Origin of the sequence: Pseudarthrobacter sp. GA104, assembly GCF_009741265.1 — a bacterium.
Lineage (GTDB): Bacteria > Actinomycetota > Actinomycetes > Actinomycetales > Micrococcaceae > Arthrobacter.
The window spans coordinates 3,412,824-3,428,856 of record NZ_WOWL01000001.1 but is presented as its reverse complement, the minus strand read 5'-3'; the positions used below and the strand labels follow the sequence as shown (position 1 = coordinate 3,428,856).

Here is a 16,033-nt window from a genome sequence, read left to right as displayed (position 1 = left end):
CGGGACCCGGTGGTGCTAGCCCAGGAGGTCCAGGATCTCCTGGCGGGCGAACATTTGGGCGGCTGCGCGGGCGGACGGCGAACCTGCGTCCGGATCGGCGCCGGCGTCGAGCAGTACCCGGGCAACGCCGGTGTAACCCTTGAACGCTGCTCCGGCGAGCGGGGTCTGACCCCGGTCGTTCGCGGAGTTGGCCTCGGCACCGTGTTTCAGGAGGAGCTGAACGGTCTCCGCGTGGCCGTGGTAGGCGGCCAGCATGAGAAGCGAATCACCCGCCGCATTGGTCAAGGTGGCGGGAGCGCCGGCGTCGAGGTAGGCACGCAACAGTGCCGTCTCCCCCTCCCGTGCCGCCTGGAAGAGCGTCTGCGCCAAGGCCAGCGTCTCGTCGTCGGGCGCTGGGCCGGGTGGTGCTGTGCCAGACGGCGCTGCGCTGGTTCCGGCGTCTTCGGTCATGAACGTGGCCCCCTGAGGAATCCGGTCTGGCGCCCCACGACCTGGCCGGCGTCCGGGGCAACGATGATTTCCTGGACAGCGGGGTACGGCTCGTCGCCATCCAGGACCGTCAGTATCTCATCGGGCGCAACCGAACGCTTTATGACTGCCAGGGCGACCGGGCCCATCTCATAATGCTGCGCCACTGACGTCACGGTCCCCACCTTCCGCTCCCCCGCCAGCACGGGGCTGCCGGCCTGGGGCAACGTGTGCTGCGAGCCGTCCAGCTGGAGGAAGACAAGGCGCCGGGGCGGGTGGCCCAGATTGTGCACCCGCGCGATGGTTTCCTGCCCTTTGTAGCAGCCCTTGGCCAGGTGCACGGCGGTCCGGAGGAGGTCCAGTTCGTGCGGAATGGTCTTGTCGTCCGTCTCGGCCCCGATCCGGGGGCGCCAGGCTGCCACGCGCAGCGCCTCGGCGGCGAGGACGCCCGCAAGGGGATGCTCTCCCACTGTCCGCTCCAGCTCGTCGGCCGGCACCAGGTACTCGAACCACGGCCGCTCCAGGCCGGGATGGCCCGACTCCGGGACAGTGGCGTAGGAGTAACCCCCCGCGCCCACGTGCGGCCACGGGTCCTGCCAGGCCAGCATGCCGGACCATTCGGGAACTGCCTTCGTGCTGCCGATGACGGCCCAGTCGGCGGAGACATCCGCGATGTCCACGCGGAGCATGAACTTCATCCTGTTGAGGAACTCTGCCAGCGGGGCGGCCTCGGCGGCCTCGACGATCAGCCAGGTGGTGCCGCCGTCGTCAATCACCCTGGCGTCGAAATCGATCCTGCCCTGCACGCTCAAAAGGAGCAGTTCGCTGGACTCGCCCGGCTGCAGGCCTGTGACCTGCTGCGAGGAGAGGGTGTTGAGCCAGCTGAGGCGGTCCGGACCCGTCACCGTCACGACGCCGCGGGAGGAGAGGTCGACGACGGCGGTTCCGGCCGCGAGGGCGCGCTGCTCGCGGAGGGGCTCACCGTAGTGGGCGGCAACGCCGGCGTCGGCACCGGCCGCCTCGACGGCGCCAGGGCGCGACAGCAGGGGGCTGGGAGTAGTCATATGTAGTAGAAGTCCTTGGGGCTCGGCGGTATTCCGGATTCTTGCAAATCGACGCGGGATTCCGCCGCCTGCGCCCTCAGCGCCGAAGGACGGGGAGGGGTCAGGAGACTTTTTTCAGGAAGGCCGAGGCGTGCGCTTCCAGGCCTTTTCCGTCCTTGCCGCCAACGGCGACGTCCCACCGCCACAGGAGGTTTCCGTCCACCAGGCCGAAGATGCGCGTGGCAGCGCTGTAGTCCTTGGAGTGGCTGCCGCGCATGACCATATCCGTGGTGAGCTGGATCTGCGGGCCCTTGATCTGCCCGTAGTAGAGCTCGGAAATGCCGCCGGGGTGCGAAATGGACACCGAGATGTCGAACCCGCCCTCGCTGTTGCGCAGGGCCTCCACTTCGTCGGCACTCTTCAGCGCCGGAACGATGTCCGCGGGGATCAGGCCCGGGCCGCCGTCGGCATCTAGCTGTTTGCGCTCCAGCGCCCAGAAGCCGGTCTCGACGGTGAGCGGCCGCAGGCGCGTGCCGTCGTCGTCCGTCAGCCAGCTCTCCGCGCGGTACTGAAGGTACGGCAGCCCGTTGTGCGTGAAGGACACGTGCTGCAGGAAATGCTCCGAGTCCTCGTCCCCGCTGCCGAGGCGGCCGCGGCCTTCCCACTCACCAATGAGCCAGGAAAGCGGAACAAGTTCGGGAGTCAGGTCTGTAGGAATCTCAATGGGCACTGCGATTACCTCGGGAAACGGCTAGCTCCGGAAAAAGGGGACTACTTCTGGCCTTTGAACAGGCGGTAGACCACGAAGCCGGCAAACCAGGCCATGGCGAGGCTGGCGATGCCGAGCAGGACAAGGAAGAAGATTTCAAATGCAAGTACGGACATGGTGCCATCCTAACGCGTTAGTAGATGAGTAGTTTGTCTATGAAGTAGGCCAGGGAACCCACCGCCGAGACAGGCGCAAGGCCCATGCTAAGGGCAGCCTGGATGTTCAGGGGTGCACCGCGAAGCGTTACGAGCCGCCGGAAGCTTGCCAGCACCGCCCCGACTACGACGCCGAAGATGGCGGCCGGCAGGACCGCAATGTCCGAGAACACCAGTCCGGCAAGGGGCCCGGCCAGGCCGGCCATCACGATTCCTAGGGGTGCCACGACGCTGTCCGGCCAGCGGATCAGCCCGGCCAGCAGGGCAACCGCGGCACTGATGGCCGCCACCAGGAGCATCTCCCGGACCCCGTTGAACCGAGCGCCCGCTATCCAGCCGGAGCCCAGGCAGGCGAGCAGCACCCCTGCGCAGCATCCCAGGGTGGATTCCAGCCGCTGCGCCTGCCCGGTTCCGCGGATCAGCTGCACCACGAAGACGGCGATCATGCCCAGCGCGATGAAGGCGGGGGTCCAGTCCAGGTACCCGGGAGCAGGAGCCAGGCCGGCGCCAACCGCGGCTCCGGCGCCCGGCACGGCAATCACCGCAGCCAGGGTCTTCTTGGCAGGAATACGGAGGAAGTGCGGCCAGCCGACGCCGATGGCGGCGGCGATCGCCACCGCAACGCCTACGAGCACCTCGCGGGAGGTATACACCCCGGCAATGATCGCGGCCAGGCCGGCCATTCCCGCCACGCCGATGGTCCACGAGCCCAAGGACCGCGCAGGCGCCTGCAGTTCCGCCGTCACGCGGAACCCGGCCTGGACTTAGTTTCTGCACTCACTGCGCTGCAATCCCATCCTGGCGTCGACCTGGAAAGGCGGGCCGCCCTTCGCGGAGGGCGTCGGGCCCTTGGCTCAATCCTGCCTTATGTGAACGGCATATGTCGCAAAACGTCCCCTCATCCGCGCCGAATCCATGGCCGCGAAGGCCCCGCCGGGTATACTCAAAGCTCAGCTACGCTCCCTGCTGAGGTGGCCGGCCGGCGCCCTGAACAATGGCCCAAGACCCGAGCAGGAAGCCAGTACCGGCCGGTGGAAACCCGGTTCAGTCGCCCAATGATGCGCGGACGGCCCTTGGAGGAACAATGTCGCACATCCTGCTCTTGACGAACAGCCCTGGCTCTTCGGTAGACATCCTGCCTGCCCTGGAATTGCTGAACCACCGGGTCCACATCCTCCCCGCCGAGCCCACCGCGCTGCTGGAGACCGATCCCTGCGACATCGTGCTGCTGGATGCCCGCAAGGACCTGGTGGGCGCCCGCTCCCTCACCCAGCTGCTCAAGGCCACCGGCCTGAGCGCGCCGCTGGTGCTGATCCTGACCGAAGGCGGCATGGCGGCTGTTTCCTCGGCTTGGGCCGTGGACGACATCGTGCTGGACTCCGCCGGGCCCGCTGAAGTGGAAGCCCGCATCAGGCTCTCTGTGGCCCGCGCCGTCCCCGAGCAGGAGGACACGCCAACGGAGATCCGGGCCGCCGGCGTCGTCATCGACGAAGCGAGCTACACCGCCCGCGTGAACGGCGCACCGCTCAACCTGACTTTCAAGGAATTTGAGCTGCTCAAATACCTGGCACAGCACCCCGGCCGTGTTTTCACCCGCCAGCAGCTGCTCACCGAAGTGTGGGGCTATGACTACTACGGCGGCACCCGCACCGTGGATGTCCATGTCCGGCGGCTGCGGGCGAAGCTGGGCGCCGATCACGAGAACCTCATCAGCACCGTGCGCAACGTGGGCTACCGCCTGACGTTGGTGCGGCAGCAGGAGGATGAGCTCACCGAGGCCTGAGCGCCCGAGCCGCTTCCCGTATAGCCTTGCCTCATGACTCCAGCGCACCCAGAGAAGTGGCCCGTCCATGCTGAACGGGGCGCGGTTGACCAGCAGCTGCTGAAGGACTGCCGGGACCTCCTGGCCGCGGCAGAGGAATCGGACGGCAATCCCTCCATTTCGGAGCAGACCCAGGTGACCATGCGGGCCGGCGATTCGGCGGAGCACTCAGTGCTGACCCTGGCGCTCTATGCCCCGGACGAGGACTCCGATCCCGCCAGCGGGCAGGACCTCGCCGGATTTGCCGTGGTGGTGGAATCCCCTGACGGCACCGGAGTGCTGGAGATCGCCGTCCACCCCAGCTACCGGAACCAGGGCGTGGCGGACCGCCTGGTCGGCGCGCTCAAGGACAGCCGCGGGCTGGACGGGCTGAAAGCATGGTCCCACGGCAACCACGAGGCCGCCGCGGAACTGGCCGCCCGCTATGGATTTGGGCCCGTCCGTGAGCTCTGGAAAATGAGGATGACGACGGCGGGGGCGGACCTTCCCGAGGCCGTCCTGCCGGAGGGGGTGTCCATCCGCGCCTTTGTTCCCGGCCAGGATGAGGAAGCCTGGCTGGCCGTGAACCGGGCCGCCTTCGCCCACCACCCCGAACAGGGCAGCCTGACCCGGGCCGACCTTGAGGCGCGCATGGCCGAGGACTGGTTCAACCCCGAAGGCTTCCTGCTGGCCGAGGACCGGCAGGGCAGGCTGCTTGGGTTCCACTGGACCAAGGTCCACCCCCAGCACGGCCCCCACCCCGCCATCGGTGAGGTTTACGCAGTAGGTGTTGCGCCTGCTGCCCAGGGCATGGGCCTCGGCAAAGCCCTCACCGTAGCCGGCATCAGGTACCTCCAGGACCTGGGGCTGCACGCGGTCATGCTCTACACAGATGCCGACAACGCCCCTGCCGTTTCGCTGTACCGGCGGCTGGGGTTCACCCGCTGGGACATGGACGTCATGTACGGGCCGGTGGCAGCGGGCTAGTCCTGCAAGCGGAGTATCAGGTGCGGGCCGGAAATCAGCGGTCTTGTGCCTGCTGAATGCTTGTAAGGTTGAAGCAGGACCGCGCAGGCCGGAAGCGCCAGCATCAACCGCCAGGTAAAGGAGATGCCATGAACCCGGAACCTTCCGGATCAGCCACGTCACAGGATGTTGCAGTGCCGGTGCGTGCCCGCTTCGGCTCCTCGGAGGTTCCGGCGTCGCGCGCCACCCAGGACCGCATTGACATCCCGGAGTTCGCGCCGAACCTGCAGCCGGAGGGCGACATCCGGCCGGACCGCTTCCTGGACCGGGAGCTCAGCTGGCTCAGCTTCAATTCCCGCGTGCTGGAACTGGCCGAGGACGCCACGCTCCACCTGCTGGAGCGCGTCAGCTTCCTGTCGATCTTCGCCTCCAACCTGGACGAGTTCTTCATGGTGCGGGTTGCCGGCCTCAAGCGGCGCATCGCCACCGGCCTGGCTGTCCCCTCCCCCGCGGGCCTCAGCCCCGTGGAGGTGCTGGAACGGATCAGCGAAGAGGCCCACCGGCTGCAGCAGCGGCACGCGCAGGTCTACGCCGAGCAGCTCCGCCCCGCCCTGGCCTATGAACACATCCACCTCATGCACTGGGACGAACTGGATGAGACCGCCAAGCAGCAGCTCAGTGTCATGTTCGCCGAGAAGGTGTTCCCCATCCTTACGCCCCTGGCGGTGGACCCGGCCCACCCCTTCCCCTACATCTCGGGGCTCTCTCTCAACCTCGCCGTGGTGGTCCGCAACCCGGTCAGCGACAAGGAGCTCTTCGCCCGCGTCAAGGTGCCGGACCAGCTGCCGCGCCTGATCTCCATCGACGGTCCCCGTGCCGGCGCGGTGGCCGGGCGCGTGGCCCGCTTCATCGCCCTTGAGGAAGTCATTGCCGTCCACTTGGACAAGCTCTTCCCGGGGATGGAGGTCCTCGAGCACCACACCTTCCGCGTCACCAGAAATGAGGACGTTGAGGTGGAGGAGGACGACGCCGAGAACCTCCTGCAGGCCCTCGAAAAGGAACTCCTGCGCCGCCGTTTCGGCCCGCCTGTCCGGCTTGAAGTCACCAACGACATCAACCCGAACATCCGCGCGCTGCTGATCCGCGAGCTGGGGGTCGAGGAATCCGAGGTCTACTCCGTTCCGGCTCCCCTGGATCTGCGCGGGCTGTCCGTGATTGCCGGCATCGACCGTGCCGACCTCCACTACCCCAAGCACGTTCCGCACACCTCCCGGTACCTCAACGAGTCGGAGACGTCCAAGGCCGCGAACGTGTTTGCCGCCATGCGCCGGCGGGACATCCTGCTCCACCACCCTTACGACTCGTTCTCCACCTCCGTCCAGGCTTTCCTGGAGCAGGCGGCCGCGGACCCCAAGGTCCAGGCCATCAAGCAGACCCTGTACCGCACGTCCGGCGACTCCCCCATCGTCGACGCGCTGATCGATGCGGCCGAGGCCGGCAAGCAGGTCCTGGCCCTGGTGGAGATCAAGGCGCGGTTTGACGAGCAGGCGAACATCTCCTGGGCGCGCAAGCTGGAACAGGCCGGCGTGCACGTGGTCTACGGCATCGTGGGACTCAAGACCCACTGCAAGCTCTCGCTTGTGGTCCGCCAGGAGGTTGACGGGCTGCGCCGCTACTGCCACATCGGCACCGGCAACTACCACCCCCGGACTGCCCGCTACTACGAGGACCTGGGCCTGCTGACCGCCAACGAGCAGGTGGGCGAAGACCTGTCCAAGCTGTTCAACCAGCTCTCCGGCTATGCACCCAAATCCACGTTCAAGAGGCTGCTGGTGGCACCCCGTTCCGTGCGTTCGGGGCTGATCGACCGCATTGAAACCGAAATCCGCAATGCCCGTGCCGGAATCCCCGGCCGCGTGCAGATCAAGGTCAATTCCATGGTGGATGAGGCCATCATCGATTCCCTGTACCGGGCCTCGCAGGCCGGCGTGAAAGTGGACGTGGTGGTCCGCGGAATCTGCTCCCTCCGCCCGGGAGTGCCGGGCCTCAGCGACAACATCACCGTCCGCTCCATCCTGGGCAGGTTCCTGGAACACTCCCGCGTGTTCGCCTTCGCCAACGGCGGGGATCCGGTGGTGTACATCGGTTCGGCGGACATGATGCACCGCAACCTGGACCGCCGGGTGGAGGCCCTGGTCCAGCTGGCCAGCGCCGACGACATCACCTACGTCCTTGACCTGCTGAAGCGCTACATGGATCCCGAAACCGCAAGCTGGCACCTCGACAACCAAGGGGTCTGGACCCGGCACCACCTGTCCGACGACGGCACGCCCCTTGAAGACGTCCAGTCCTGGCTGTTGGCCTCCCGCCCCCGGCAGCGCAGCCTGAGCCGGCGCTAAGGGCCACTGTTTTGTCGAGCGATGCACTTGTAGCAGACCAGACAGACCACCCGGGGGAACCAGTAGCCGTAACGGCTGCCGGCGCTTTGCCCTGGCGCGTGGTGAAGGACAAGCTTGAAGTCCTGCTGATCCACCGCCCGCGCTACGACGACTGGTCGTGGCCCAAGGGCAAGATCGACGACGACGAGACGGTGCCGGAGTGCGCGGTCCGGGAGGTGCAGGAGGAAATCGGGCTCATCGCCCAGCTGGGCATCCCGCTGCCGCCCATCCACTACCACGTGGCCTCCGGCCTCAAGGTGGTCCACTATTGGGCCGTCAAGGCAAACGGGGTCAGGATGCTTCCGGACGGGAAGGAGGTGGACAGCGTCATGTGGTGCACCCCCGAGAAGGCGGCTGCGCTGCTGTCCAATCCCTCCGACGTCGTGCCCCTTCAGTACCTGCACGACGCGCACAGGCGCGGGGAGCTGGACACGTGGCCGCTCGTGGTGCTCCGGCATGCCAAGGCCAAGCCGCGTTCATCCTGGAGCAAGGCAGAGGGCGAGCGGCCGCTTGCCGCCACGGGGACACGGCAGGCGCAGGCCGTCAGCAGGCTGCTGCACGCTTGGAAGCCGCTCCGCGTGGTGACAAGCCCCTGGCTGCGGTGCGTCGCAACAGTGGCGCCTTACGCGAAGGCGGCGGGAGCGAAGGTGAAGCTCGCGGAGCCGCTCACGGAGCACCGGCACCAGCGCAGCCCCAAGAAAACGGCCGCCGTCATCGAGGGCCTTTTCGACAAGCAGCGGCCGGTGGTCATCTGCACGCACCGCCCCGCGCTGCCCACCGTGTTCACCCAGCTCGGCCAGCACATGCCGGCGCACCTGCGCGCGCTCCTGCCGGCCAAGGAGCCGTACCTCTCCCCCGGCGAACTGGTGGTGTGCCACGTGGCTCCAGGCGGGCAGGGACGGGTCGTGGCCGTGGAGCAGTTCAAGCCGTTCGACGACTGAATGTCGCGCAGCGGCTCCCCGGACCGGCCAAGTAGACTTTAGCCGTGAGCATCCCAACGCCTTATGAAGACCTCCTCCGCGATGTCCTGGCTTCCGGCACGCACAAATCGGACCGCACCGGAACCGGAACCACCAGCGTTTTCGGCCGCCAAATACGCTTCGACCTGACGAAGGGTTTCCCGCTGATCACCACCAAGCGGGTGCACTTCAAGTCGGTGGCAGTAGAGCTCCTGTGGTTCCTGCGCGGTGAGACGAACATCAAATGGATGCAGGACCAGGGCGTCACCATCTGGAACGAATGGGCCGACGCCGATGGCGACCTCGGACCTGTCTACGGTGTGCAGTGGCGCAGCTGGCCCACTCCCGACGGCGGCCACATTGACCAGATCGCGGAGCTGATCGACAACCTGAAGGCCAACCCCGACTCACGCCGGCACATCGTGTCCGCCTGGAACGTCTCCGAGCTCCAGGACATGGCCCTGCCCCCGTGCCACGCCTTCTTCCAGTTCTATGTGGCTGACGGCAAGCTGTCCTGCCAGCTGTACCAGCGCTCCGCGGACATGTTCCTGGGCGTCCCCTTCAACATTGCCTCCTACTCGCTGCTCACCTGCATGGTGGCGCAGCAGGTGGGGCTGGAGCCCGGCGAGTTCATCTGGACCGGCGGAGATGTCCACATTTACGAGAACCACATGGACCAGGTCCTCAAGCAGCTGGAACGGGAGCCGTACGAGTACCCGCAGCTGAGGATCACCCGCAAGCCGGCGTCGATCTTCGACTACACGCTGGAAGACTTCGAAGTGGTGGGCTACAAACACCACCCGACCATTAAGGCCCCGATCGCCGTATGAGCACCGAGAACTTCACTGACCCGCAGTCCTTCACTGAAGAACTTGCCGCCTCCGTGACCGGCGTTGGCCTGGTTTGGGCGCAGACCCCGGACGGTGTCATCGGCAAGGACGGCGACATGCCGTGGCACCTGCCGGAGGACCTCAAGCACTTCACCAGGCTGACCATGGGCCACCCTGTGATCATGGGCCGCAAAACGTGGCTGTCCTTCCCGGACAAATACCGCCCCCTGCCCGGCCGCACCAACATTGTGGTCACCCGGCAGAAAAGCTGGGCCGAAACGCCCGAGGCGAAGGGCGCCGTCGTGGTTCCCTCCCTTGACGACGCACTGCTGGAGTCGCAGTTCGTGGACGGCGGGGACACGGTCTGGATCCTGGGCGGCGGCGAGATATTCCGCCAGGCCACCGAGCTCGCCAACGTTGCGGTGGTCACCACCATCGATGTCGAGGCCGACGGCGACACGTTCGCCCCGGAGCTTGGCACCAGTTGGGAGGCGTCCGTCTCCGTCCCGCCCGACGGGTGGCTCACGGCCGCCAACGGCACGCGCTATAGGTTCACCAAATGGTCAAGGACCGAGGGCTAGGTCATGCTGAAGAAACCGGAAACCCTGTTTGTCCTGGGGTACATGCTTCTCCCCCTCCTGGCTCTCCTGTCCGCGATTGTTGGGCTCACCATGATTTTGGGCGGGAACAAGATCGCCGGAGCCATCGTGCTGGTGGTGGTGACGCAGGTTTTCGCGTTCGGTGCGTTCTTCGCCTTGCGTGCCCGAAAAGCCGCTGTGCGGGAGGAATCCGACACTCGCTAGTGGCCTTGTCCGCCGATGGGGAGGACACCCCATCGCGCACGTCCCGGGTTGTTCACTAGGCTGGGGCCTGCAGCGTCAGGGAACGGCTGTTTCAAGAGATTGGGGGATGCCTGGTGGCAGGAAACTTGTGGGGCGCCGACGTTGAGCAGCTGCGGACGCTCGCGAAGCAGTTCGGCACAACGGCGGACCTGCTGCTGCAGCAGTCCACACAGCTGAGCAGCCAGATCAACAACACGCCCTCCTGGAAGGGCCGGGATGCTGAACATTTCCGTTCCGACTGGAACGGCAACCACCGGGCGCTCCTGCAGAAGACGGCGGCGCGCCTGAAGCAGGAATCAAAGCTCCTGCTTACAAACGCCGATGAACAGGACAGGGCGAGCAGCGCCGGCGGTTCCGGCGGGCCCGGGACAGGAGGCCCGGGTGCGGGCCTGCCGGGTGGCGGCGGTCCGGGCGGGACTGTCCCCGGACAAGGCAGCAACAACCCTTGGGGCCCCGGCTGGCTGGCAGATCCGGATTCCCCGTTCCGGGACGGGTGGGACATCTACGGCCTCATCAAGGCCTTCCCGAACCTGCGGGCGGGCCTGTTCGACATTGGCGCGATGCTCCATAAGTCACGTATCGGTGACTTCATGGACCCGGTGGCCTGGCGGGCCTTCCAGAACTCCAACGCCTTCAGCACGTTCTTCAACATGTCCAACAACCTGTTCGAGGGCAAGTTCCATGAGGTACTCAACCTTGCCAAGGAAGGCAACGCGTTCAAGTACCTTGATGGTTTCAGCAAGGGCCTGGGAGTCGTGGGCGTGGGATTGGACTCCCTCGACGCCTTCAACAACTTCCAGGAGGGGGACTATGGTTCTGCCGCGTACTCCACCACCAAGGCCCTGCTGGGCGCCGGTTCCTTCGCTCCGCCTCCCATCGGCACGGCCTGCATGGTGGCCAGCGGCGCGCTGGCCCTCTACGACAACGTGCCTGTCATCCACGACTCCGTCAACTACGTAGGCGATAAGATCGCTGACGGGGCAGAGGCCGTTGGCGACGCTGTCGGCGACGGAGTGGACGCCGTCGGCGATTTCTTTGGCTTCTGAAAACTGAGGAGAACATTCAGTGACTGAGACAACAACCACAGCCAGGTCCTCAACCGCCGAGGGCTTTCCGGACGCCATCGGCTTTGGCTTCGCAGAACTCCTGGTGCTCCTGAACCTCCGGCGCGGCCCGGGCGCCGAAGCATCCGCGAAAGCGCTCCGGCTGGAGGGTGAACTCGACGACGCCCCGCTTCTCTCTGCCGGCGCTTCCTCCCTGGTGGCCCGCGGTGCGGCCACCGTTGAACCGGGCGGTGAGCTGTCCGTCGACGGCCCGGTCGCCGCGGTCACCAGCGCACTGGCGGAGGCAACCAAACGGGTGCAGATCAACCTGCTGACCGCAGACTCCGTGGACAACGTCCTGTCTGTGGAGTCGCCCGCTTACCGGATCCTGCTGCAGCCGCGCGCGTACCTTAGCTGGTTCGCCATGGCCCAGCGCCCCGATTCCACGCCGGCGGAAGTCAACTTCTTCATTGTGCGCAAGCACCTCGAAGAGAACCCCTCCGGCGGCGCCACCATCCGGCTGCTGGTGGACGGGGCCGGGCAGCAATTGCTGGTTAAACGCAGCGGCCAGGGCTGGGCCGTGGGATACGGCATTATCGATGGCCCTGCGGAGCCCATCCGGGAAATCGACGGCCTCACCGACAGCCAGGTGCTGGACCACATCCGATCAATCCGACAGGACTAGCGTGCAGAACGGCATTCCAGGCAGCAACAACCCGGGCAACGTTTCCGGCTCCGACGACCAGGTCCGCGCCTCCCACGACCAGGCCTTGGCGCAGGGTGAGAAGCGGATCCTGTTCCGCACCGCGGAGGGCAGGCTTCACAGCTATGCCAGGGAAGAGCTCGGCGTTGTCACGGCGAGCTCGCACCCGCAGGTGCGGTCCGCCGGCGGCTTCCTGCTGATGGCGGCTTTCTTCGCGGCCGTGGCGGTTTTTTCCGTCATGCTGGTGGCCGGACCCACCAGCCGCGGCCAGGACCCGCTGTGGGGCGCCCTGATCCTGACCGTTGCCGGAATCGGCGGTGTCTTGTACGCCGGGCGGATGGCGAGCGTGGCTTCCCGGGCCAAGCGCCTGCGCGCGGAACGGGGAGTCCCCGAGCCCACTGCCCGCCAGTTCGACAGGTAGCACCCCGCCGGTTGTGACTGCCGGACCGGGCAGTGACGTAACCGACTGCGCCGTCCCGGTTCCGAAGTCTAAACTGGACGAATGACTACAGCAGCTACCCCTTCCGTCGGCCTGGTCGGATGGCGCGGCATGGTCGGTTCCGTCCTGATGCAGCGCATGCAGGACGAGGGCGACTTCGCCAACATCAACCCGGTGTTCTTCTCCACGTCCAACGCGGGAGGTGCCGCGCCGACGCTTGCTGGAACAGCAGCAGGCAGCGCCGGCAAGCTCGAAAACGCGTTCGACGTCGACACGCTGGCTAAGCTGCCCATTATTCTCACCGCCCAGGGCGGCGACTACACCAAGCAGGTCCACGGCGAGCTGCGCAGCCGCGGCTGGGACGGCCTCTGGATCGACGCCGCCTCCACCCTGCGCATGAACGACGATTCAATCATCGTGCTGGACCCGATCAACCGGGACGTCATCGACAAGGGCCTGGTGAACGGCACCAAGGACTTCATCGGCGGCAACTGCACGGTCTCGTGCATGCTTATGGGCCTCGGCGGCCTGTTCAAGAACGGCCTGGTGGAGTGGGGCACCTCCATGACCTACCAGGCTGCCTCTGGCGGCGGCGCACGGCACATGCGTGAGCTCCTCAGCCAGTTCGGCACGCTCAACGCCGAGGTCAGCACGGAACTGGACGATCCGGCGTCGGCCATCCTGGACATTGACCGCAAGGTCCTGGCCCACCAGCGGACTGACATTGACGCCACCCAGTTCGGCGTGCCGCTGGCCGGTTCCCTGATCCCCTGGATCGACGCGGACCTGGGCAACGGCCAGTCCAAGGAAGAGTGGAAGGCCGGGGCGGAGACCAACAAGATCCTGGGCACCTCCGAGGAAAACCGCGTGATCATGGACGGCCTTTGTGTCCGGATCGGTGCCATGCGCTCCCACTCCCAGGCCCTGACGTTGAAGCTCCGCGAGGACCTGTCCGTCGCCGAGATCGAGAAGCTGCTCGACGAGGACAACCAGTGGGCCAAGGTGGTTCCGAACACCAAGGAAGCCTCCATGGCCGACCTGACCCCCGTCGCCGCCTCCGGCACCCTGGACATCCCGGTGGGCCGCATCCGCAAGATGGAAATGGGCCCGCAGTACATCAGCGCCTTCACCGTGGGCGACCAGCTCCTCTGGGGCGCCGCCGAGCCGCTCCGCCGCATGCTCAACATCGCCACCGGGAACCTGTAACTTCCCCCGGACAAAGCTACGCGGGGTCACTTACCGCCCGATCCGCACCCGCGGAGGGGCTTTAAGTGACCCCGCGTTGCTTTGTCGTCAGGTAGTGAGGAACGTGAGGTAGCGTTGGGCGGCTTTGGCGAACGCTGCCCTGGCGGCCGGCCCCAGCGGCTTGGTGGCGTCGAAGAGTTCGGGCACGACGGCGGCGCGCGGGCCGGCGCCGTCGCGGGACCATGTGCCGATCACCTCTCCCCCGGCCACCAGTGTCTTCTTGAAGACGCCATTGCCGCCGGGCACGATCCTGTCGGAATGCTCGGGCGGCAGGACCGCGCGCCGGTCAGCATAGCCCAGCAGGAACTCGTCGAAGCCGGGCAGCAGGAGGACGGACCGTTGTCCGGGCAGGCCGCCGTCAAGGAGAGATGCTGTCTCAGCCGACAGCCAATAGGTTGTGCCCCGGAATTCCAGCTCAACCAACTCATGCTTGGCGTCCTCAAAGGCGGCGCGAACCTCGGTGAGGGGAAGCTGGGTCCACCAGGCGAAGTCACGAAGGGTGGCAGGGCCGTGGCTTCGGAGGTACCGCAGCAGTAACTCCGCGACGGCTTCCTGCCGCTCCAGGCTGCGCGAAACGGGTATCCATTCCTCGAAGGGCACCAGCAACTGCTGGTTCTTGGCCAGCGGCCCCTGAACCAGCCACGCGTGCCGGCACAGGGCCCCCAGGATGTGGATGCCCCGTTGGCCCCGGGTCGGCTGCCCCGCTGCGTCGAAGGCGGCGAACAGTTCGGTGCGGCTGGCGGGACCGGCCCCGGCAATATGCTCCAGCGCGATGTCCCGGCACTTCTCGATGTCCGCCCACGTGATCTCCAGTTCCCGGTGCCGCGCGGCAATACTCCTGGTGAGCCGGTCCGCTGTGAGGTCAAGCATCCACCGCAGGTCCTCCGGAGCTACCAGGTGCAAGGTTCCGCGCATCGGCCAGGACCGCACCACGGCACCTGAATCAATGGCGGATCGGACATCGGTGAGGCCGCATCCGGACACCCTGGCGCCCACAGCCCACATGGCTGCCTGGAGGTCCTGCGCCTGCATGGCTGTCATCCAACGCACCGCTTCGGCGACCGGGCCGATCGCGTGGGTTCCCCCTGCGAGGCCCTGCGAAACCATCCTCAGGCGGCCCAGGATTTTGGGGTTGCGCCGGTGCAGGTCGACAGCCATGTGCCCATCTTAGGCCCGGTTCCGGGCCGCCCGCCCGCGCGCCTGGCCCGGGGTGGTGGATGACCCTGACACCGCCCGGGCTAAAGCTCCAAGCCGATAAGCAGTGGTTCCGGGTGCAGCCGGATGCCAAAGCGCCTTTCGACGCCGGCGCGCACCTCCCGCGCCACCGCCAGCACGTCTTGAGCGCTGGCAGAGCCGCGGTTGGTAATGGCGAGGGTGTGCTTGGTGGATAGGGACGCCCGGCCCCCGCTCACACTGCCCGGCTCCAGTCCAAAGCCCTTGCCGAAGCCCGCCTGGTCGATGAGCCAGGCCGCGGACAACTTCACCATCCCGTCATGGCCCGCCGGGTAGCGGGGTGCCTTTTCCGGAAGGGCTGCGGCGATTTCAGCGGGGACGATCGGATTGGTGAAAAACGACCCCGTGGAATAGGTGTCCCTGTCCGCCGGGTCCAGCACCATTCCCTTTGATGCCCGCAGCCGCAGCACTTCCCGGCGCACGTCCGTGGAGTAGGCCCGCTTGCCCTGCTCCACGCCCAGCGAGCGGGCCAGCTCCGCATACCGGATGGGAGCGCTCATCCGGCCGATGGGCAGCTGGAACTCCACGGTCAGCACCACGTAACGCGGCGAGCCATTGGTGGTGGTCTGTTTGAGGATGGAGTCCCGGTAGCCGAACTTCAGCTCCGAGTTCGTGAAGGTCTTGACGGCGTTCCGCTCGCGGTCCCAGGTCCGGACGGCGGCGATGGTCTGGGACACGTCGGAGCCGTAGGCGCCGACGTTTTGCACCGGGGTGGCCCCCGTGGAGCCCGGGATGCCGGCGAGGGCCTCAATCCCGGACCACGCGTGCAGAACAGCGTATTCCACCAGCCTGTCCCAGTTGTGGCCGGCCTGCACCACCACGGCCACGCCGCCGCAGGAATCCTCCGCGTTGACCGTGAAGCCTTCCGAGGCGATCTTCACCACCGTACCCGGGAACCCGTCGTCGGAAACCAGCAGGTTGGAGCCTCCGCTGATGATCAGCAGGGGCTCCCCGGCAGCGTCGGCTGACCGGACGGCCTCGATGATCTCAGCCTCGGTGCGGGCCTCGATGTAGGTGCCGGCGGGGCCCCCGACGGCGGCTGTTGTGAGCTGGGAAAGCAGGGTGGAAGTCACCAGACAACCCTATCGGCAAAGTGGGA

General features: G+C 66.7%; 17 protein-coding genes. 11 read left to right on the top strand and 6 right to left on the bottom strand.

Features of this window, described 5'->3' with window-relative positions; translation table 11 throughout:
• Positions 1-15: 15 nt before the first annotated feature.
• The 4 genes from GK109_RS15640 to GK109_RS15625 form a co-directional block, all read right to left on the bottom strand.
• A complete protein-coding gene (locus GK109_RS15640) occupies positions 16-450 on the bottom strand; it encodes an ankyrin repeat domain-containing protein (RefSeq protein WP_157241589.1) in 435 nt (144 codons plus the stop codon).
• Entirely contained in the window at positions 447-1,532 is a 1,086-nt protein-coding gene (locus tag GK109_RS15635; protein ID WP_197432480.1) for a folate-binding protein YgfZ, read from the bottom strand. Before GK109_RS15635 ends, GK109_RS15640 begins: the two co-directional genes overlap by 4 nt.
• A gap of 100 nt (positions 1,533-1,632) precedes the next feature.
• Positions 1,633-2,241, bottom strand: a complete 609-nt coding sequence (locus tag GK109_RS15630; protein WP_321214090.1) for an FABP family protein — start codon at positions 2,239-2,241, stop codon at positions 1,633-1,635.
• Between the two features lie 172 nt (positions 2,242-2,413).
• Complete coding sequence (locus GK109_RS15625) at positions 2,414-3,181, bottom strand: permease (protein ID WP_370460630.1); 768 nt, start codon at positions 3,179-3,181, stop codon at positions 2,414-2,416.
• Positions 3,182-3,519: 338 nt separating this feature from the next.
• Between GK109_RS15625 and GK109_RS15620 the strand changes: the two genes are divergently transcribed.
• The 11 genes from GK109_RS15620 (at position 3,520) to asd (ending at position 13,662) form a co-directional block, all read left to right on the top strand.
• Positions 3,520-4,218: a response regulator transcription factor gene (locus GK109_RS15620; protein WP_157241588.1), complete on the top strand. Its 699-nt coding sequence runs from the start codon at positions 3,520-3,522 to the stop codon at positions 4,216-4,218.
• A gap of 33 nt (positions 4,219-4,251) precedes the next feature.
• On the top strand, positions 4,252-5,223 hold the full coding sequence (mshD, locus tag GK109_RS15615; RefSeq protein ID WP_157241587.1) for a mycothiol synthase: 972 nt from the start codon (positions 4,252-4,254) through the stop codon (positions 5,221-5,223).
• A 128-nt stretch (positions 5,224-5,351) separates the two neighbouring features.
• Entirely contained in the window at positions 5,352-7,601 is a 2,250-nt protein-coding gene (locus GK109_RS15610; protein ID WP_157241586.1) for an RNA degradosome polyphosphate kinase, read from the top strand.
• Between the two features lie 11 nt (positions 7,602-7,612).
• A complete protein-coding gene (locus GK109_RS15605; protein WP_157241585.1) occupies positions 7,613-8,581 on the top strand; it encodes an NUDIX hydrolase in 969 nt (322 codons plus the stop codon).
• Positions 8,582-8,625: 44 nt separating this feature from the next.
• On the top strand, positions 8,626-9,429 hold the full coding sequence (locus GK109_RS15600) for a thymidylate synthase (RefSeq protein ID WP_321214094.1): 804 nt from the start codon (positions 8,626-8,628) through the stop codon (positions 9,427-9,429).
• The gene (locus GK109_RS15595) at positions 9,426-10,010 is read left to right on the top strand and encodes a dihydrofolate reductase (RefSeq protein ID WP_157241584.1); all 585 of its coding nucleotides are present in this window, start codon (positions 9,426-9,428) and stop codon (positions 10,008-10,010) included. Before GK109_RS15600 ends, GK109_RS15595 begins: the two co-directional genes overlap by 4 nt.
• A gap of 3 nt (positions 10,011-10,013) precedes the next feature.
• On the top strand, positions 10,014-10,232 hold the full coding sequence (locus GK109_RS15590; protein WP_104998664.1) for an NF038396 family protein: 219 nt from the start codon (positions 10,014-10,016) through the stop codon (positions 10,230-10,232).
• Positions 10,233-10,345: 113 nt separating this feature from the next.
• On the top strand, positions 10,346-11,317 hold the full coding sequence (locus GK109_RS15585) for a WXG100 family type VII secretion target (RefSeq protein ID WP_370460629.1): 972 nt from the start codon (positions 10,346-10,348) through the stop codon (positions 11,315-11,317).
• Between the two features lie 19 nt (positions 11,318-11,336).
• Positions 11,337-11,999, top strand: a complete 663-nt coding sequence (locus tag GK109_RS15580) for a hypothetical protein (RefSeq protein WP_231754883.1) — start codon at positions 11,337-11,339, stop codon at positions 11,997-11,999.
• A gap of 1 nt (position 12,000) precedes the next feature.
• Positions 12,001-12,438: a hypothetical protein gene (locus GK109_RS15575; protein WP_231754882.1), complete on the top strand. Its 438-nt coding sequence runs from the start codon at positions 12,001-12,003 to the stop codon at positions 12,436-12,438.
• Positions 12,439-12,519: 81 nt separating this feature from the next.
• Positions 12,520-13,662, top strand: coding sequence for an aspartate-semialdehyde dehydrogenase (asd, locus tag GK109_RS15570; RefSeq protein ID WP_157241583.1), 1,143 nt, complete (start codon positions 12,520-12,522; stop codon positions 13,660-13,662).
• A gap of 87 nt (positions 13,663-13,749) precedes the next feature.
• On the opposite strand, the gene GK109_RS15565 is transcribed toward asd, so the two are convergent.
• Both GK109_RS15565 and GK109_RS15560 read right to left on the bottom strand, forming a co-directional pair.
• Complete coding sequence (locus GK109_RS15565; protein WP_157241582.1) at positions 13,750-14,859, bottom strand: winged helix DNA-binding domain-containing protein; 1,110 nt, start codon at positions 14,857-14,859, stop codon at positions 13,750-13,752.
• Between the two features lie 80 nt (positions 14,860-14,939).
• Positions 14,940-16,007, bottom strand: a complete 1,068-nt coding sequence (locus tag GK109_RS15560; RefSeq protein WP_321214100.1) for a UDP-N-acetylmuramate dehydrogenase — start codon at positions 16,005-16,007, stop codon at positions 14,940-14,942.
• Between the last annotated feature and the right edge of the window lie 26 nt (positions 16,008-16,033).